General features: G+C 51.2%; 20 protein-coding genes. 5 read left to right on the forward strand and 15 right to left on the reverse strand.

Annotation, left to right across the window (positions count from 1 at the left end; translation table 11 throughout):
- Nucleotides 1–69: 69 nt before the first annotated feature.
- Nucleotides 70–1,002 (reverse strand): SdiA-regulated domain-containing protein, encoded by a 933-nt coding sequence (locus tag ACR0AA_RS18410; protein ID WP_480756636.1) that lies wholly within the window; start codon nucleotides 1,000–1,002, stop codon nucleotides 70–72.
- Nucleotides 1,003–1,184: 182 nt separating this feature from the next.
- Between ACR0AA_RS18410 and ACR0AA_RS18415 the strand changes: the two genes are divergently transcribed.
- Nucleotides 1,185–1,943: a DUF4956 domain-containing protein gene (locus ACR0AA_RS18415; RefSeq protein ID WP_010443773.1), complete on the forward strand. Its 759-nt coding sequence runs from the start codon at nucleotides 1,185–1,187 to the stop codon at nucleotides 1,941–1,943.
- Here the strand turns inward: ACR0AA_RS18415 and ACR0AA_RS18420 are convergent, their stop codons facing one another.
- The 8 genes from ACR0AA_RS18420 to ACR0AA_RS18455 all read right to left on the reverse strand — a co-directional run bounded on the left by ACR0AA_RS18420 (nucleotide 1,944) and on the right by ACR0AA_RS18455 (nucleotide 7,299).
- Entirely contained in the window at nucleotides 1,944–2,813 is an 870-nt protein-coding gene (locus ACR0AA_RS18420) for a metallophosphoesterase family protein (protein ID WP_480756638.1), read from the reverse strand.
- A gap of 61 nt (nucleotides 2,814–2,874) precedes the next feature.
- Nucleotides 2,875–4,308 carry a hypothetical protein gene (locus ACR0AA_RS18425; RefSeq protein WP_480756641.1) on the reverse strand — a complete coding sequence of 478 codons (1,434 nt, stop codon included), beginning with the start codon at nucleotides 4,306–4,308 and terminating at the stop codon, nucleotides 2,875–2,877.
- Between the two features lie 19 nt (nucleotides 4,309–4,327).
- Entirely contained in the window at nucleotides 4,328–4,972 is a 645-nt protein-coding gene (locus tag ACR0AA_RS18430; protein WP_480756644.1) for a protein-tyrosine phosphatase family protein, read from the reverse strand.
- Between the two features lie 120 nt (nucleotides 4,973–5,092).
- Complete coding sequence (locus tag ACR0AA_RS18435) at nucleotides 5,093–5,266, reverse strand: hypothetical protein (RefSeq protein ID WP_157054209.1); 174 nt, start codon at nucleotides 5,264–5,266, stop codon at nucleotides 5,093–5,095.
- 42 nt (nucleotides 5,267–5,308) lie between these two features.
- A complete protein-coding gene (locus ACR0AA_RS18440; RefSeq protein WP_170418736.1) occupies nucleotides 5,309–5,614 on the reverse strand; it encodes a hypothetical protein in 306 nt (101 codons plus the stop codon).
- A gap of 52 nt (nucleotides 5,615–5,666) precedes the next feature.
- Nucleotides 5,667–6,281, reverse strand: coding sequence for a hypothetical protein (locus tag ACR0AA_RS18445; RefSeq protein WP_170408626.1), 615 nt, complete (start codon nucleotides 6,279–6,281; stop codon nucleotides 5,667–5,669).
- A 55-nt stretch (nucleotides 6,282–6,336) separates the two neighbouring features.
- Nucleotides 6,337–6,699 (reverse strand): hypothetical protein, encoded by a 363-nt coding sequence (locus tag ACR0AA_RS18450; protein ID WP_170470484.1) that lies wholly within the window; start codon nucleotides 6,697–6,699, stop codon nucleotides 6,337–6,339.
- Nucleotides 6,700–6,999: 300 nt separating this feature from the next.
- Nucleotides 7,000–7,299, reverse strand: a complete 300-nt coding sequence (locus ACR0AA_RS18455) for a hypothetical protein (protein ID WP_170337109.1) — start codon at nucleotides 7,297–7,299, stop codon at nucleotides 7,000–7,002.
- Between the two features lie 565 nt (nucleotides 7,300–7,864).
- Here ACR0AA_RS18455 and ACR0AA_RS18460 point away from each other — a divergent pair.
- Nucleotides 7,865–8,380 carry a DUF805 domain-containing protein gene (locus ACR0AA_RS18460; RefSeq protein ID WP_480756648.1) on the forward strand — a complete coding sequence of 172 codons (516 nt, stop codon included), beginning with the start codon at nucleotides 7,865–7,867 and terminating at the stop codon, nucleotides 8,378–8,380.
- Nucleotides 8,381–8,453: 73 nt separating this feature from the next.
- Entirely contained in the window at nucleotides 8,454–8,816 is a 363-nt protein-coding gene (locus ACR0AA_RS18465; protein WP_480756650.1) for a hypothetical protein, read from the forward strand.
- Nucleotides 8,817–9,016: 200 nt separating this feature from the next.
- On the opposite strand, the gene ACR0AA_RS18470 is transcribed toward ACR0AA_RS18465, so the two are convergent.
- The gene (locus tag ACR0AA_RS18470; protein WP_170389686.1) at nucleotides 9,017–9,505 is read right to left on the reverse strand and encodes a RidA family protein; all 489 of its coding nucleotides are present in this window, start codon (nucleotides 9,503–9,505) and stop codon (nucleotides 9,017–9,019) included.
- Between the two features lie 266 nt (nucleotides 9,506–9,771).
- On the reverse strand, nucleotides 9,772–10,599 hold the full coding sequence (locus tag ACR0AA_RS18475) for a sulfotransferase domain-containing protein (protein WP_480665971.1): 828 nt from the start codon (nucleotides 10,597–10,599) through the stop codon (nucleotides 9,772–9,774).
- Between the two features lie 458 nt (nucleotides 10,600–11,057).
- On the opposite strand from ACR0AA_RS18475, the gene ACR0AA_RS18480 reads away from it, so the two are divergent.
- A complete protein-coding gene (locus ACR0AA_RS18480) occupies nucleotides 11,058–12,782 on the forward strand; it encodes an adenylate/guanylate cyclase domain-containing protein (RefSeq protein WP_480665972.1) in 1,725 nt (574 codons plus the stop codon).
- Nucleotides 12,783–13,009: 227 nt separating this feature from the next.
- On the opposite strand, the gene ACR0AA_RS18485 is transcribed toward ACR0AA_RS18480, so the two are convergent.
- Complete coding sequence (locus ACR0AA_RS18485; protein ID WP_480756654.1) at nucleotides 13,010–13,969, reverse strand: alpha/beta fold hydrolase; 960 nt, start codon at nucleotides 13,967–13,969, stop codon at nucleotides 13,010–13,012.
- Nucleotides 13,970–14,177: 208 nt separating this feature from the next.
- Between ACR0AA_RS18485 and ACR0AA_RS18490 the strand changes: the two genes are divergently transcribed.
- Nucleotides 14,178–15,041: an alpha/beta fold hydrolase gene (locus ACR0AA_RS18490; RefSeq protein WP_480756656.1), complete on the forward strand. Its 864-nt coding sequence runs from the start codon at nucleotides 14,178–14,180 to the stop codon at nucleotides 15,039–15,041.
- Between the two features lie 172 nt (nucleotides 15,042–15,213).
- Here ACR0AA_RS18490 and ACR0AA_RS18495 read toward each other — a convergent pair whose 3' ends face one another.
- The 3 genes from ACR0AA_RS18495 to ACR0AA_RS18505 form a co-directional block, all read right to left on the reverse strand.
- A complete protein-coding gene (locus tag ACR0AA_RS18495) occupies nucleotides 15,214–16,263 on the reverse strand; it encodes a GFA family protein (protein WP_170389671.1) in 1,050 nt (349 codons plus the stop codon).
- A gap of 182 nt (nucleotides 16,264–16,445) precedes the next feature.
- A complete protein-coding gene (locus ACR0AA_RS18500; protein WP_480665975.1) occupies nucleotides 16,446–17,399 on the reverse strand; it encodes an ornithine cyclodeaminase family protein in 954 nt (317 codons plus the stop codon).
- Between the two features lie 143 nt (nucleotides 17,400–17,542).
- Nucleotides 17,543–18,523 carry a nuclear transport factor 2 family protein gene (locus tag ACR0AA_RS18505; protein ID WP_480665976.1) on the reverse strand — a complete coding sequence of 327 codons (981 nt, stop codon included), beginning with the start codon at nucleotides 18,521–18,523 and terminating at the stop codon, nucleotides 17,543–17,545.
- Nucleotides 18,524–18,865 lie beyond the last annotated feature (342 nt).

Consider the following 18,865-nt stretch of genomic DNA (forward strand, 5'->3'; position numbering starts at 1 on the left):
AGGAGTGGTAAGCTAGCTGCAACAACTTGCGTCAGCTATTGTGGCGATGTGAGCTTCATTCTCTAGCGATCAAAATTTGGGGATATTAAAAACATAAAGCCGTGATTTCTTGGCGTCGTCTGTCAGGATGTAGAGAAGCCCTTTGGTCTCATCGAGAGCGATTCCTTCGGGATGTTTAACTTCCTTTTGTTGGCCATCTTCTGTGAACGTCAAACTGATAGACTTTACTGACTTGGATTTTGGATTGTAGACGAAGATCTGACGGCCTTTGTCACTCACAATCCAAAGAGAACGCGAGGACCGGGACCATGCCAGGCCACTCAAATCCAGTTCATCATCATCTACACGCTCGGAGATAAAACCTGCATCGCGGGCTAAAGGAATGATCTCAATAATTTCGTCTAGCTCTGGCGATAACACCATTAACAACCTTGGTTGTCCCTCAATGCCAACAGACACCCGCCCAGATTCCGGGTCAACGGCGATGCCTTCGGGTCCCTTGTTCAAAGGGTTGTCGACGAGTAATGCGGCGGCGTCCGAGTAGCCTTTGAGTGATGTAAGAGGGATTGTAGTTAGTTGAATGGGGTCAGTCGGGTGAACGACTAGAATTGATCGATCAGTTTCCTGAAGTACTAAAACAGTCCCATCTTTTCGTGATGCGACGCCCTCCAAATCTGATCCTGCCAATGCTGGCAACTTGAAAGAGTTTCCTAATACCCCGTCGACTCCGAGTAGGTGCAGTTTAGGTTCGGCATCACTTACAGACCACAAGAAGCCTTCAGCGTTAGACATTGCCAAACCGGAAGGCTCTGAAAATCCCTCTGATTTGTCTGCCACCTTGAATTTATCGACCAGAACCAAACCAGCACTTTCGGCGTAGGCAAAATCGGTCCAAGGCAAGAAGGCTGCCGCAACCAAGCTGGCCGTAAAAGCGAGTCGTCTAAGTTTGCAGAAACACCGTGAAATTTCAGCTTTTGACGAAAACACTCTGTTTTCTGTCATTGGATTCTCTCGCGCTTGGACTACATCCCTGTATCAGCGTTCGTATCACAGTTCGGATACGATGTCCGAAGAATGCACTGTAATCTCTTTACCTGATCCCGCCTGTTGCGATTGAATTGAATAGGGCACGATGTGCCTTTGGTTAAGCGTAAGCCTTTGGCGAGAGCAGGAAGGAAGACAAGTTGAATACGACCCTCACATTTGTGACCGTGTTGTTGATGCTGCTGTTGCCAGGTGCTGCGGTGTCACAAGTCGACCCTGCGACGATGCTGGCCGGGGCTTCGGGGTCGGAAATCGTTATCGAACGCCGGTGGACGCAGTTTCGCGGCAAACAGGAACTGTATTTCTTTACTCTCGATGTGATCGTCACGATCATTCTGGCTGGCTTGATCGTCTATCATCCGGTGAGACGTAAAGCCCGTAGAAGCGTCCGCGACATAGTTATGCCAAGGCTTTTCTTCCTGTATGCGCTTATCGGCATGGCGGTTGGTTTTCTAGTAGTTCAGCACGGTTCAATGATCGGTTTCGTTATCTTTGGCATCGGCGCGTTGCTCAGGTTCCGCTCCAATCTCGATGATCCGGTGGACACTGTCGAAATGATAATCGTGACCGTTCTTGGTCTTGCGGTCGGTCTGGGCTTGCCGCTGATGGCCACACTGGTGGCGGTTGTATGTTGGTGTTTTATTTGGCTCGGTGGACGAAACAAGGGTGTAGAGATTTCCCTCAAGGCCTCAGACGAAGAGCACTCGTTGAATGTCAGCGGCGCCATTGAAGCTATGGCCGCAGACGCTGGATGGAAGCTGGTCAGAAAACACCACGTCCCCGGAAAATCTCGCGTTTCATTGCTGTTCATCACCTCGGGTGGACTTTCAGAAGCTCGGATAGAAGAGATGATAAACGATCTGGTTCCTGAAAAAGTTGAACTGAAACTCAACCTCTAGTCATTTAACAAGGTCTAAACGTTTCAACACCGCGTTCGGGGATCTGATCTCTTTCGGGAGCGACTTGAAGTTTACCGACCTTTCGAAATCAGGCCCTCGATATACTGCTATCCCAAACTCTCCGTTTGGCTGGAACGTTACATGTGTGAAGCTGTGAGGTGATCTGGCTTTTGAGCCAATAAGCCGTCGCGGGCCACCTCCCAAACAAGCTTGAGAAACGTAAGCTACCCCGTCTTTCCAACCGGGATAGAAGGCATGATGGTGGCCTGACAGATGCAGAACGACACCGCTTTCCAAATAGATTTTTTCAAGTGTTGGGTCACCGATGATTTCGCGTTCGCGCTGGATCGCGAACGGCCAAAGTGGGAGGTGACTGAAAGTGACAATCGGGTTTCCATTTGCACCCAGTTCTACAAGTCGGTCCTGCTGATCACCGGATAGCGGCCCCAAGGTCGTAGCATCCAAAGATGCAAACGTTACGCCCTGCATCTCAAACGCGTAGAAGAACGGGTAGTCATCCGAAACCAGGAAATCGACGTCTGGTTTTCTCGGAACCCATTCCTCTGCGTATATTTTTCTTTCGCGCTCGAACCCACGGTACGCAGAGGCATCATGGTTTCCTGGCGTGACTGCAAATGGAATGCCGGCAGCCTCTAAAGGATCTGATACGGCCTCGTGAAACGCCTTCCACATCTCCCTGACCTGTTTGTCGGACAAGTTGGGAATGCGCTGTCCCGCAACCATATCTCCGGTCGAAATAACCAGATCTGGATCAATCTCGATTATGCGCTCAATCGCCTTGTCGACGCGGGTATCGTATCTTACCGAACCGTAGCTTCCGTTCAAATCCGATATGACGATGACATCCAATGCCGCCCCTTTGCTGGCGAGCAGAGTGGTCCAAATGATCACCGCAACAAGGGCAGAACGCTTACGGGTCATTACAATCCACAACCTCTACCTCGGTGTCGTTTCTCAAAAAGAATGCGACAGGATCCAAGTCGAACATCAAATCACCACTAGAACAATTGCTCTGGAGGATGGACGTTGCCAGCGCAGTGTTTTTGACAACTTGTGCAATCTGACTGTCTGACAATCCAAAGCTTTGCGACAACCAGTCATAGACCGGGCCTTGGGACTGAAGGTCACTATTCAATGCAACCAAGCGCCGATACGTACTTGGAGAGAAGTGCCGCATTTTCTCCAGCATTTGAGTAGATTTCGCGAAGTTGGCGTATTCGACACGCCCACCAGCATCGTTGTCGTTTAGATTGCTGCGACGGATCAATAATGCGTCGTCGGGAACGTCTCCATCGTTTGGCTCATGGTGCTTGGCTTTCTTATGCTTCAGCTTTCCGTCTTCGACCCAATACCAATAGGGTGTAAAGTCTATGTTTCCTACGCGGTCCTGCTGGCTAAAGATGAAATCGAGGAGTACAATCTCGGTAAGTTCTTGCATCCAAAATGCCATCTGTTGGTCGCTGACATCGGGACCGAGATCCTTGTTGATCATCCGGTCTCTTCGACCTTCTCCAACGCCCTCTACAATGGCCTCTGGCAAGGGTTTTGAAGAACGCAAAGCCAAGAAAGCAGGAGTTTCCTGAAAATCGCGGTTCTGACCTTTTCCCCAACCAGATTTACGGGTGCCGTTGATTTCCGAGCCGTATCGATGCCCAGGGCTATCAAGCAGCACACCGAATATTTGCGTTCGATCTGCGGTGAACAGATCGTCGGTTGGCTGGTATGAGTTCGGGTCAGCATCCGCAGCTGCGAAGACCCGCCAGCCTTCGTGGTTCATGCGCCCGCCATGAGAGCCACCAGAAATCGCAAGGCCAGGCTCGGCGACCTCGGAAAAATGCGCCTGGGCGTCCATGCTACGCCAAACGGCGACTGGAACTTTTACAGTCGCGTCGAAATATCTGGAGAAATGATAGTAAAGCAGTGAAGACGTGGAAAAGGTTCCACTGGTGCCTTTTTGGTTCATGGTGGACTTGAATTTAGCCACCCTGTCCTTAGCCAGATCTTTTGCCGCCTTCCCCTCTTTGCAAGCGTTTCTCTCGAATTCAGAACGGTTCCCCACGTAAGGTCCTTCCGAAATATCGTAGACTGCCATTCCTGGGCTGGTGCTCCAGGTTTTTGGGCAAATAGCAATTTCGGAGGCATAGAAATCGATCTCGCAATAGGCCGTTTCTTCCTCAAGATCGCTTTTCTTATACTCGCCCGTTGGAACTTTTTCGATCCGAATACAGCGTTCAGTAACGCCGTTGGGACTATCAAATGTCGTGGCTTCACCGAGAACATCGTCGTTCGCCCACAAGACAGTGGGTGCAATTAAAGCAAGTGACCCCAGAAGATTGAACTTCATTTGGATAGTCCTCCCAATATCATTTGGGGCAAATCGCTGCCTGTTGCTCGTTGGAGATCTTCAATTTTGGGTCGACACTGAAGTTGGAAAATTTTGAGTCAATCCACTGGTCGCACCCGCCTGAACAAGGGGCTCCGTTTCGGGCATCATTCCAATATTCCTTGGCCCTTTCTTCTGTCCAATCGCAAAACTGAACGAGCGCCATCGCCGACAATGCACCTGAGGAATGAACGCCCCACATGCAGTGCACCAGAACAGGGCCCTTTCCAGGGTTTTTAATCACCTCGTGTATGGACGCCATGACAGCATCGGGTCGAGAGGATCTGGCGCTCTGATAGTCAAAGGATCCGTTTCCGCAGCTGGTGCGACCGTATTCAGTGTTTTTGCCGAAGTCGGCATAAAACCCGGTTGAAAACCCTTCGCCGCACAGAGTTTCGCGTTGACCTTCACTTAGGCCAGTTCGATCCTTGTCGCCGCCCTTGAAACCGGATCGATACAACACTCCGCTTAAGACTGGGCGAAAGAAAGCGACACCATCAATGCCTCCGTCACCACCCTTTGAAAGCATTTGACTTTTGCTTGGACCGCCATTTCGACTGGTCACGTCAGAATTCGCAGCGGTTGCGAGAACACCAATGAATATGAGGGACGCCAAAAACCGCATGCCAAATCCTTTCTATTCTTGAACCTTTAATGCTCAAACTCTTGCGACCTGATAGTCTCTCGGAAAGGCTAGTTCATGACAACCATATCAAGTGGGCAAATAGCTTTCCGCTGTGAAACTTTAGATGGGCCACACGAGATTGATGATAACGACGACTACGAAGTAGGCTAGAACAACTTTCCAGTTCCATTGGTGCTTGTTTTCTTCGTTGATCACGCCAGCCGATTTCAATGCCAGGTTAGTGATGATTAAGGCGACAACGATGACCGCCGCGTGTGCCAGGTCGAATTGCAAGTTTGGGCTCCTTCTCTTGGATTTGGGATTGATGGAAATTTGTCAGCAGTCACCTGATGGCAGCATAGCTACATCTGAGTACCTTCCCTCAGACGTCGTGATCTGAGCACATGCACCTGTATCCTTGTTAAACCAGTACGAGGTCAGCCCTTCGCTTCGGATGAGTTCAAATCCGAGACTTTGGATGCCCATTTCAGCTTGGCCCGCTCTTGCCCCTTCAAATGGCGAAAGATCGCTAGAGCTGCCCACAGTTGGTGCACTTGCATCCACCGATCCGCCACTCTCTTCGCATGCTGCAAGTGCAGAAATACATACCGCGCCGATCACCATTAGGACATTGGTTCTCATGTGTTTTTCCTGGCTGTTTTGGGAACGTGTTCAAGGGCTTCTGGTCGATCACCTATTCAATTCCGAAAATTACGTTGTAGCCGACGGAAGAGTTGCTGCGATTGATAACCTCCACAACATGATCACCAGATTGCCAAAGCTGCCCTCGATACTCCTTGTCCGCCGACATTAATCCCAACAGTTCAGAACCATCGGGGTTACGAATAACGTAGTCTAAGGAGCCATTTCGCGGAGCAACGCGGACGTAAAGAAACTGTTCGTTTTTTGCCCCGAGAACATATTGCTGTGACGCTCCGGGCGCGAGTTCACCAACGAGTTCGGCGCCGGTGGAACCAGCATCGAATTTGACACGTTGGCTACCAGTAGACCCGGCGGCGCCTGCCATGGCTCCACCGCCATCATCCATCGCTTCGACAACCGACATCTCGCCGATGCTACCATCCTTGTACGCGATGCAGCGCCAAAGTGTTCCGCCTGCGTCTCGTAGCATGACGAGCGTGCCCGCTTCTGAGAACTCTGAGCTTTCAATCGTACCTGATTGACCGTCTGGTCCTCCAACCTGTCGCAAATGATCGATACACGCGTCGTCTGCTTCAGACATTGCAAAAGAAGCCGTGCCTGCGATTGCGAACATCGGTGCGAGGAATTTGAGTACAGCGAATTTCATCAGATGGTCCCTTGCTGGCTGATCCTTAGAGTTTTGTTCCGTACAAAGCGGAACCTCACTTCGCGTCTCGTAACTTTGACAGAAATTCATCGCATGCCTGCGCGCTGCCGACGATCTCGTCCGTCGTTTCAATTCCTTGCAGTGACGCCATTTCGGAATTTACGCGGTTGAGGATCTGATCCGCTTGCTCGGCGGTGATAAGGTTCTCAGCTTGTGCTCCTTTCAATGTGGTGCAGACACCGGCGGACAAGCCTGTCGCAACGCCGACACCCACCGCGGCCCCGCCACCCAAGGTCATCGCCCCAACCACGCCGAGGACGAGCCCGATCACAATTCCCAAGATTACTTTTCCCATGTTTTCCTCCCTTTTGGTGAGAAAGAGTTCAGCCACCACTACTGGCGCAATCTGCGTGCCCATCTGCAAATCAAAACCAGCGCTAACAGGTTGAGCGCCGGAGCAATCGCCGCGAACCACGGCTTGGCGGAATCCGAAAATAAGTCCGCCACAAGTATCCAAGGTAGTCCCAACGGCAGCAGGAACACTCCGGACAAAGGGTCTCGTTCCTGTCCCAACCAGCCAAATGTGCCCGTCAAGAATGCAACCAACGCCAATAGGTACATGACCGCGAATACGATGATGGTGGTTCTACAAACCAAGTCGAGCCTCAGCTGATCAAGCCAGTGCTGCGCAGCCGTTTTCAGCTACGCAGCAGACAGGTCACAATGCGCCTTCGTCGCCCAGGAACTCGATACCAGCTGTCGCGCCATCACTGTAAGCAATGCAATTCCAAGGAGCACGATCCTCGCCAACGCCGACTGTGACCTGTGTTCCCGCCTCGCTAAACGCGGATGAGAGCACCACGACTTGCGAATTGTTCGTCGTGTTAGCTACATCTCGCAAACACGCCTGCTGAGCCGGCGTGAGCTCGGCGGACGCGCTTGATGTACTCGTATCGTCGCAGGCCGCAAGCAGTGCGAAACATGTCGCGCCTGCAATCATCACCATCTTGTTAGACATTTTCTTCTCCCTCTGGTTCCCTTGAAATTAGTGAAATTGGATGCGCTTGTTTGAAGCTCCCGCGTCTGTGCAGCCAATTGAACATACCTTGATCCTGTGACTACCATTCCCAAAACTTGCCGCGGGGGGCTTGGTCGGCGGGAAGATATTTCGTTGACTATCGGGGCCGACAATAACGTGTGAAGGCCGAATGACGTCACTAGCAAATGCTAGAGCAAACTCTGGACAGAGGGCGAGTACGTTTAGTCTGAGCATCGCGTCCTCCCAGCGCTCAATCATTGTAAAGTGCCTTCCGACCGCCAGCACTCACTCCAGCAGTCGGAAGGGCTCGGCACAGCGAGCAGCAACGACAATAACGGAGGTAAAATAAAGTTGTGTCGAATTCGCATGTTTGAATCTAATTTCTAATAAATCAATATTTTTTCCGCGCGTAAATTTCTCTACGCTCTCGTACGATAGGCCTCTGCGCTCAAACAAAAAGGTAAGAGGGAGCATCCTTAGGGGCGAGTGTGTTCCCCTGAACGGCGAAGCGATTTGAGGCCGCAAAGAAAGAATGGAGTGAAATATGGGATTTGGCGAAGCAGTTAAAACGTGTTTCTCGAAATACTTCCAGTTCTCCGGTCGGGCTTTACGCTCAGAATACTGGTGGTTCTTCTTGTTTGTGGTTGTCGCGAGCGCTGCTTTAGCTGTGCTGGATACGATCATATTCGGGACCAACCCCGAAACAGGGCAGGGATCTCGGGTTCTGTCCTCTGTTTTCCAACTGGCCGTTGTCATACCCATGCTGGCCGCCGGTTGGCGGAGGCTGCATGATACAGGACGACCTGGCTGGTATTTGCTGCTGCCGATGGCGCTCAGCATTACAACGCTTTTTGTTATGCTGGGTGGGGTGGCGTTCTTCTCGGTATTGGAGCAAGGGACCGAAAACCCCGATGCATTACGAGGACCCGCGGCAGTCTTGGGCGTAACCGGTATTGTTGTTGTCTCAATTCTTCAATTGGTTCTGTCTGTCCTGATGATCTGGTGGCTGACACGACCTTCCCAAGAAGGCGCAAACGAATACGGCGAACCTGTTTCTTGACCTGGCTGTCCGGGCAATTGGTTGGAATCTCCGCTGAACGACAGTGCGAACCGTAACTCCATGGAGAGAAAAAATGAGTTTCAAGACGATTTCCATTGGAACGCTAATGATGGCAATGGCAACTACAGCATCGGCGGAATGGTCGTTCAACTCCGGGCCTAATCCCAATGCATTTAATCAAACCGGAAACATGACGCTGGAACTTCAGTGTAAACGTATGCGCTTTGCTCCGGCTGGATATGAGGACAGCCAGGACATTGTGGACAAGCAGGGGCTCTCCATTCGTTTCTTGAAGAACGGCACCACCGAAGTTGGGGCATTTCAGGTTGGCGCAGAAAACGCTTCCTTGCAGATCGTCGACAATTATCCCGTCGAGGTCAGTTTCAATAGTCAGCAGGACTATGGTTTTGTACTAGACCAGCTCTCAGCGTCGTGAGTGTGACTTTGCGCGAGGGCTACTTGAGAGTAATGGATCGTACAAAGCGCCGTTACAATCAGAAACTTAGGCATAAACTTAATCATGAAGTCTCCTTTCTGGCTCACCCAAATGCCATCTTCCATACAGTACTTCCGGCTGGCGCAGCGACATTGCTGCTTGTTTTTTTCCTAGTATGTCGTTCCGGATCCACGTGTATTCTAGGCCCTTGAGACAATAACCTCTGCTTCGATTTCAATTGGGAAGTTGATTGGTAGACCTGCTACCCCGACCGCGGTACGTGAATGGCGGCCAATCTCTTCTCCAAAGACGTCAATGATCAAATCCGTGAACCCGTTGAGAACCGCAGGCGTATCGCTGAAGCCAGATTTGCAATTGATCATCCCATGAACTCGGCACCACCCCGTTATTCGGTTTAGACTGCCAAGTTCGCGCTTTAGACTGCCGAGAATAGAAAGCCCGACTTTGCGTGCTGAGGCGTAGCCCTCTTCCACAGACACATTATCTCCGACTGCTCCAAATGGCCCGGCCGGAGTACCGTCTGTTTCTTGTGGTCCATGACCAGATATGAACGCCCGGTCGCCCCGAACGTTTATCCACGGAAATGGCAACACCATACCAACAGGCAATTTCAGCGGCGCTGGTAAAATGATGTTGTGGTCTATCAATCGCTGTTCTGCGTCGATCATGGTACTCTCCCTCGCAGGACATGCATGGATCTTACCACAAACCATGCCCAAGGTTGGCCTCGACCACCAAACTTTGAAGTGTCCGCTTCGTCCGCATTCGAGTCATCTGGCGAAACCGCGGCGAACGGCTGTTATTGGTTAGGGCAAACCCTGGCCGCGTTCGCGGGCATGAATGACCGCTCATCGTGGTTACGGGTCATCCGGCAAAAAGTCTCAGATGGCCGAGACGGTCCCGAAGCGGCAATCTTTACTAAGAAAGCGAGGTCCTAAACAGGAAGCTCTCCGCCAGACTGAAGCCATCGCGCGTCGGCTTCCGGAAGCAACTCTGCAAGACGTTTGTGAAACGCAAGAAGGTCTTCGTCTGACAGCTTGCCCTCCCACTTGCGACTACTTGCGCTATCGAAGAAGGCTGACGGGTCTTTGAAGGTCGTGGACCGTTGTGTTTTTTCTTTGGCACTCGCGCGCGCATTAGCTTGCATGTTCTCGAACTGCATACTTTCCGCAATTGCGGCCAACATTTCATCGTCAATTTTGAGGTCGAGTACGGAAGCTAGCTTTCTGGTATGAGAGAGTAAATCGCGCCGCATATCGGCGTAGTGGAAAATGTGTATGTTGGGATATTGGATGTTTGACTTGAAGGACTTGAAGTGATGAACGATGGCTTCAAGGGTGATTCCATCGGCCATCGCCTCTCGAACGGTCTCACCAAGAAAAAGGGCGAATGAAGCTGTCGGCTCATCCGGGAACCTGTCTTGGATCAGGTCTTCCTTCAGGTTTGCCACATGTCGGCGCATCGAAAAATGTGCGTCGATTGGGTGTCTGTACACCGCGATGTAGGTACAATTTGGATCGAAAGGGATGCCGTCAAATGGCGTATGGGTCTTGATGCATCTTCTGTGGCTTTGAGCTTCGAACATTCGAGCTATGGGGAGTTGATCTCGAAACGCAGGGTCGAGCCAAACCGACAGGTCATCCATGACCTTGTCCATACCAGGCTTTTCAAACAAGAGCGACAGCACAAGGGCCTGCGTCCATGTTGTTCCGCACTTTGGCGGTGTTGCAACAATCACGTCTCCTTGGCGCAGCGCGAACATGTCCCAAATCCGATTGTCGGTGAGACGTGTTCTGTACTCGAATGCCTTTCTTGAAGACGCCCTTATCGTCATTCTGATTTCCGCCAATGGACCCTTAATGAAACGATAGCAAGCGTGCGGTGCCGAACCTAGAATTTTAATGGCACCCGAGTAGGAAGGCTTTTCAAAGTGCCAAGCCAAAACCTTGCATTCGCGGCTAGAAGCTCGTTTTGCCTTTAAGGCAGTCATTCGCGGCAACTTGCTCCAGTGTGTGTGCTGCGGTGCAAAGTCGAAATTACAAAGTTCGGTTTTTCGAGGTCCGCTTCCGCCTAATTTACCCAAAAGCAAAAAGCTTGTGTGTCGTTATTAGGTCACTGATGTTCATTGATTAATGATCGCGATTTATGCGCGAAACCCCTAATATCCCTTTGACTCTCCTTCACAATGGATACGCGGGAGGATTTGGTTTGGAGCGGTACTTGGCTGCCATACTCGTGGCTGATGTTGTTGGCTATAGCGCGCTTGTCAGTGCTAACGAGGAAGCCGCATTGCACACATATAGGGGCCACTTTAGGGCGCTGGAGCCGCATGTCGGTTTGAATGGCGGACGCCTATTCAAAAGAACCGGTGATGGTTTTCTTGCAGAGTTTTCCTCGGTTGTAGATGCGCTGGCATGTGCGGAAACGATGCAACGACAGATGGCTGAGCGGAACGGGGCGCGCGGGCAAAGTCCGGAAATGCAATTCCGTATGGGAATTCACGCGGGCGATGTTTTTGACGACGACGGTGATGTTCTTGGTGACGGCGTCAACATCGCGGCCCGGCTGGAAGGTCTTGCTCCTCCCGGAGGGATCATCGTTTCAGGTCGGGTTTACGAAGACCTTGTGGGTAAGGTGGATGTATCGTTCACCGAATTGGGGCCGCAATATCTGAAGAATATCACACGCCCAGTAACTGCTTACTCAGTACAAACAGCATTTGCTACTGAATCCCCGTTAACTCAATCCCGTCCTGACAGGCCTTCAGTGGCGGTGTTGGCTTTTGACAATCTGTCGCCTGACGCTGAACGGGATTACTTTGCAGAAGGTATTACCGAAGACATCATCACCAGCTTATCCAGAGTGCCCTGGATATTCGTGGTCGCCCGAAACTCTTCTTTTTCTTACAAAGGGCTTTCGGTTGATGTGCGTCGTATCGGCCGTGAGCTTGGTGTCCGCTATATATTGGAAGGGTCCGTTCGCGGCGCTGGTGACCGGTTGCGTGTCACGGGTCAGCTGATTGATGCTGAAACCGGCTCTCATGTTTGGGCGGATCGATACGATGGCAAGCTCGATGATGTTTTTGCGCTTCAGGACCAGATTACCGAGGCTGTCGTTGCTTCGATTGCGCCAGGTATCCGACAAGCTGAAATAGACCGTGCTGCTCACAAGCGCCCTGACACCCTTGGAGCCTATGATCACTTCCTACGTGCGCAGTCCTTGATCTACAGGTTCAATTTCACTGAAGCAGACGACCATTTGTCAAAAGCTCTTTCACTCTCAAGTGAGTACCCATTGGCAAGCGCTCTTCGAGGCTGGATCCGCACTTTGCTATGGAACCCGGATACGCGTCCAAACGAGGCCCGATTTGATTGCGCAATTCAGCTGGCACATGAGGCTCTGGCGGCATCACATCTTGACCTAGAGGCGCAAGCATATGCCGGTTACGTACTCGCGTTTCTTTCGGAGGATACAGAGTACGGTTTGTCACTTGTGGATCAAGTCGTCGAGAGAAGCCCAAATTGCGTTTCAGCCTGGGGATCCAGTTGCGTACTGCATGGCCTGATGGGCCAAGCACAAACGGCACAGGCACATGCAAGGGAGGCGCTCCGACTTAACCCGAATGACCCACTAAACTACCGGGTCCACATGGGTATCAGCCTGTCGCAAATCGCGGAAGGGAACTGGCGCGATCTAAGAGAAACTGCCCAAAAAATGCGTGCATTTCATAATACTGTGACTGTCTTTCGCCTGAACGAACTTGTGGCGGAAATGGCTCTCGGCAATGGGAGCCGAGCTAGAGAGCTCGCAGGTATTCACATGTCGCGGGAACCCGATTTTAGCGTTTCAATGTTCCGGCATATGCGCGCTCGTATCTCTATCGCAAAACCAGAAATCTATGACGCTTACTATAAAATGCTGGCAGCCGCAGGCATTCCTGATTGACGACACCAGTTGTAGACCAGCGGCAAGTCATAGCAAGCATGCAACATGTGGAAACATATTTTTGCCGCTGGAAGAATACCCAATTTGGTCTGCGAACAGTTGTTGAAGTGAATAGCGGCGAGCGGCAATCGAACCTTCGCGGCGCTCGGTGTGAACGATTGCTCTGCGGACAGAGCTACCATTGCCACGTTAGATCAGATTAATAGGTTTGCAGTATCATGCTCTGATCAGAACAGATGCCCATACGTGCGAATTGCATGCTGTCTGTTTTGCAGTTCAAGTTTGGCGTAGATTTTACTTGTGTGGTTTCGAACGGTTTTTTCACTCATTTGAAGACTTCTAGCAATTTCTTTACCACTCATTGCTTGGCAGATGAGTCTCAGCACGTCCTGCTCGCGCTTTGTCAAATCGTTAAAGTCCATCGTTTGACCGGAAGATGTAAATTCAAGCAAGCTCTTGGAAAAAGCGCGCCAGGCAGGTTCATCGCGTTGGATAATGTGATTTTTTCCCTCTAAAGCAGACATTGTCGCTCCGGGAATTTTCTGAGCGAGACGTTGCCCTTCTTCAAACGGAATAACCTGATCATCCCTTGAATGGATCACCAGTGTTGGAACTGAAACCTTTGGCAATAGACTTTCAACATTAACGTCAGCGCGCGCCATAAGCAGGTCGGCCCCTGTCTCAGGCAAAACGGTTTTTTGGCAAAGATTTGTAAACCAAGAGCGCTGTTCGACTGGCGCACCAGGTAGAAATCTTGATGTAAATACATCTTGAAACGCCGGGTTATCAGTCTCCCAACCCAGGCGAAATACATCGATAACAGTCCTGTAGTTTTTGGCGGCAACCGATCCGCGGTGGTTACTGCCCCTTGCATAGCCGCCAACAAGTATCATCCCAGCGACCCTGTCGGGATACATGAGCGAATACGCGATAGAAGTCGCGGCACCCTGAGAAATACCCAGAAGATAAAATGGTTCACCTATTTCGGAGGCGTCGATTACAGCTTCGAGATCATCAACCCAGTAATCAATACCCAGATTCTCAACTCGCTTGTCAGATAATCCGCAGCCTCGCTCATCATATCGAACAAGGGTGAATTGACTTTCTAACATTTCGATCCAGTGAGACCAAATTGGACTGTCGAGATCATAACTGAGATGCGTAAGCCAATTAGCCGCCTTTACCATGGGCAGGCCGTTTCCGGATTTGCTCCACGCCAGCGACGTACCATCGCTTGAGGAAGTGTATCTAACGGTTCGCATGTCCTTTTTTAGTCAATTTGGGGCAAATGTCCCAACAATTTCCCGTCGTTTTGAGTCTAGCCGGGACATGTGTCCGATAGGTTGAAGGACAGATGAGTGACACCATTGTGAAATTCAGATTGGAGGTCATCACATGAATAAACAATTTGACGCATCACTACACGCTTCGCCGTCCCGGTCCCAAATTTCGCCCGCTCCCTGCGTGGGGCTACATTGTTCCGGTGCTGACGGAAGCCAGTGGCGCACTCTGTTTGCCCGGATGAGCGATGAAACCAAAACAATAGCGCCCGACCTAATTGGAACCCTGTCTCGGGGTCATAAAATCCCCGACGGGCCGTTCACATTGGAACACGAAGCTGCTTCGATCATCACTGAGATTGAGAAGCTTGGCAGACCCGCTCACTTGATTGGACACTCGTATGGAGGAGCGCTGGCGTTGCATATCGCCAGAGCTCGACCCGACCTTGTTCGATCACTTTGTCTCTATGAACCAACTTTGTTCAGCCTACTGAAAGCCGGAAACGCGGCTGACGGTTCATTGTGTTCCGAGATTGTAAGCCTCACAAACGCAATACGAACTGGCATAGAAGAGGGATGCGAAGAGTTTAGCGCACAGGTTTTTACCGATTTTTGGGGAGGACTTGGCTCTTGGCAAGCCCTGAGCCGTGAACGCAGGTGCGCTATGATTAATTGGGTTCACAAAGCCCCAAGCGATTTCGATGCGCTTCTGAATGAACCTGATCCAGAAAATATTTTTCATGAAGGAATTCCCTTTACGATCATGCTCGGATCGGAGACTCATGCGCACACGAAGCGCATCGCAGAAATTCTGGCAACCCAAGGTAAGCTTGCTGAGCTAAAGGTTCTGAAAGGTGCCGGCCATTTGGGGCCCTTTACCTTCAAGGAAAGTTTCGAGGTGGAGGTGCTGTCGCATATTAGAACTGTTGACCGCCGCGACATGGCTTCAATGGACATCAAGCCGATCAGTAGATCATGAGCCGGGGACACTGGAAATCTAGAAAAAGCGACCGACCGATCTGGACTCCGAGCGGTCGGTCGCTGTGCAGCCTCGCTAACGTCTTATGGGCGCCCGCATTGGGCTCGATGTTGTCATTTTCTCAAACGCTAGGAATGTTCTCTTTGCGGATAAAGCAGAAATCGCTCGATCACTAAAACACTACAGGCGGCTTAGCCAAAGGTCCCCAAGTTTCAGGGTCTGGTAGACCGACACTTGACCATGCTTCTTGCAAAACTCTAGAGTCCGAAGACCTTGTGCGAGGTAAGTCATCCAAAATATCAAACCATGGCATTTTGCTTTCTATTCCAGAGTGGACCGAAGGAGCAAAGTTTTCTGGTTGGTCGAGGCTCGAAGTATGCAGGACCAGATAGGCCGTTTCTCGTGGCTTCACGAGCTTATAAGTTAGACTTGCCCCGCATCTGGCACAAAAGCCACGATTTGCTATCGGCGTAGTTGCGAAGTATCGAGGTTCCTCGGTGAGAAATCGAACAGCAGAAGCGGGAAAGGCTGCCCATGCATTCACTGCTGAACCAGAAAATTTTCTGCAACAACTACAATGGCAATACCCTGTGCTTATGGCGGGTGCGTTTATTTCATACCGGACCAACCCACAGATGCAGCCACCTGTCACTAAGGTTTTGGCCAATTCATCTTCATCAAAATCCAGAAAACCCCCTTCCTCTCCAGGTTCTGAAACGGTCATGTAGACATGTATTGGAGTATCAGTGCTCTTGAGTCTTTTGTGACCGCAATCCGCCAGCGGAAGATCTATCTTGCCCGCTATTTGCGCCATTACTTCTCCTGAAACCGCGATTCCACCTGGTTCCGCTATTGCCTCAAGCCGTGCGGCAGTATTTACGCCGTCTCCGAGAATATCGTCGCCGTGTACAACGACATCACCGAGCGAAACTCCGACGCGTAAAATGAGTGGGTCGTCACTGTTCGATTGGCGTACTTCGCGCGCACACGCTCTTTGAATGTTGATTGCACAATTGACCGCTTCAAAGACACTCGAAAACTCAGCCAAAAACCCATCGCCAGTAGACTTGAAAACACGACCCCGGTTTGCTTCCACCTGCATGCCGATGATTTCACGTTCTAGTCGAACCAACTTAGCTAGTGTTCCGCTCTCATCGCGTGATACCAATCCCGCGAAACCGACTATATCGGTGGCCAAAATGGCCGCTAATTTGCGTTCCATCTCCGTCGCTCCGAGCTAATGATCTCCAATTGGTGCCTGCTTACTTTAGCATAAAACCGGTCAGAGCGAGCCACGGTGGCTGAGGTGTTAACTTCCAGCTTTCAAAGACCGTTCGGGGCTGCGAGCGGTCAATCATGCTCATCGCAGAAAATGGCAGCGCCGAGCCCAAAGCCGAAAGATTCCTACTTTTGCCGAGCTCGTACCTCGGCGGCCCGACGAACTGCGAGTACCGCTGTTGCGTAATCTCCCAAAGAAATCCCTCTGAAAGCGAATGCAGCCGGTTTCTCGCTTAAAGTGGTATCGACTGCTCCCGAGACAATTTCCGTCAAGTCCCCTGTTACTTTCTGATAGGGCAGCATTGGTTTGTCGCTTTCAGATTCCTGTTTTCGGTCGTCAACAATAACAGTTTTGAAAGCGGTCATACCCTCTGGAAGCCACGGAATGCAGGCATCTGTAATGGCGGCGAAGGCAGTCGGCTTTAGCCATCGGGCATCCAGAAAAGGTTCGATGGAATAGTCCAAAGTTATTGATGTCACTACCAGATCGGCATCACGCAAGGCGTCCTTGGCATTGGCGGCTGTTTGGGCCTCGAGGCCCATGTCCCGAGCCCGGCGACAAAGCTTGTCGACATTCGCTTTGCCGCGTCCGAACACACGAATGCTTTTCAAGGGGAAAACCTCGGAAAACGCAACCAAATGGGAGTGAGCTTGCACGCCGGCCCCAACAAAAGCCACTGTCTCAGCATTTGGATCAGCAAGTCGACGCGCGGCGACGACTGACAGTGCCGCTGTTCTAACAGCCGTTACCCAATTTGCCCCTAAGACTGCCCGGAGAACCCCGGTTTGCCCGTCCATTACCATGATAGCGCCGTTAATCGCAGGGAGTCCCTTTGCCGGATTGTTCGGACACACCGTTACCTGTTTGGTCACGATGAACCCATCATCTCCTACTGCCAAGGTCGACATTGCGTACCGTCCATCCCCGGGCAAAATGGCTGTCTTGGGGGACGTATGAAGCTGCTTACTTGCCTTGGCTATCAGCGCAGATTCAATCGCGTCGGCAACTTCCGAAGGTTGGATACCTAAACCTTCCAAGTCTTTGTCAGAAAGATAAGTTATTTTGCTTTCAGAAGTCATGTTGGCGCCGCTCCGCTTTGCAACCCGGCTTCCCGATTAGGCTTTTAAATTGCGTGTTAACATAAGCTTTGGGTGTCTAGATTGGGACTTCACTCGAGTACATTATTCGTTGCATTGGGATTTCTGTTTTCATGCTTACGGTCTCAAGTTATCTCAAGCCAGTTGAGTTTGAAAATTGTATGCTCTCCTTCGAGACCTTTAAGCGGAACAGTCATTTGCTCGGCAAACTGAAAATCCTGTGATCCGCCCACCATGATCCGTGTGGCATCCGAGACGCGGATATCACTTGGTGCAGCGAGAGCGGCTATTCGTGCGGCCTTGTTGACAACGGTCCCGAAGTGATCGGCATCAGAAGTAATCACTTCGCCGGTATGCAAGCCGATGCGAACCCGCAACTTTGGCTCGTTTGTTTCCGCCGCGTTCGCCTGTTGAATATTTTGAGCTGCCAGCAATGCTGCCCTTGCGGAAGCAAAAGACGACATCACCCCGTCTCCCAGTGATTTCACCGTACGTCCACCACTCCCGACGATCTGCGTTTCGACAAGTCGCAGATGTCTTCCGAGGGCGTCGCTCCAAAGCGTATCGCCTATAGCCTCAGCGATTTTTGTGCTGTCCGCGATATCGGTGAACATGATGGTCGCTATACCACTTTGGCCGAGTTCGTGGGGTGTAGAGAGGGCGGCATCAAGCAGTTCCTCAAAGCCTCTGGCCTCATACCCAAATCCCTCTACGTTGTTGACCGGTAGAGAATTGTGAACGTGCACAATCTTCCAGGATCCTTTGTCGAGTTTCAGAATGACCGTAGAACGTAGGTGCGCGATCTGTCCTGTTTCAATACCCTCAATGCTTGCTTCCCATTCGACCCAACCGAGTGATCCGCATTCAAATCCTCTCAGGTCTTTTGGGTGCCACTTGAACCGTGGAACCTCACCGATGTATTGCTCCATACCGCGACGCAGCGCATCGCCTTTCCAAGCCTCGCCGTGTGCTGAGCCAAAGTATGACAGGGCGGCGTCGTCAGAAAATAGATGTGCCACCGTCTCTCCATCGCCCCGACCGTAGGCGTTGATCCATCGTGCCACTATAGCGGCGAGTTCCGAAGAGGGGCTGATCGTATCTCTCATGCCAAAACCGTCGCGTCGATAGCCAGAAAACTACCTCGAAAAACATGACCTTCGCACGTCCAGTTTCTATAGAAGCGTATCATGGCAGAACCTTTCTCGAAATCTCGATTTCTGAGGTCCTGTCAGTGTAGGCCAAGCCGGGGCGGCCATAAAGACAACCCGTTTCAATACCAAACTGATAACAAAAGCGCTTCACGTCTACTTCTTCCAACCCACCGCGAAAGAACCTGCAACACCCAAACCAGTGTTCATACAAACAACTGCTTGGAACTGAGGTGCCCGGATCGGTTTTGATCCAAAACAAGGCTTTGAGTCTTTTGAGACACTAAACTCTGCGCCAGA

The sequence above is a fragment of the Ruegeria sp. CE8 genome, assembly GCF_056537465.1.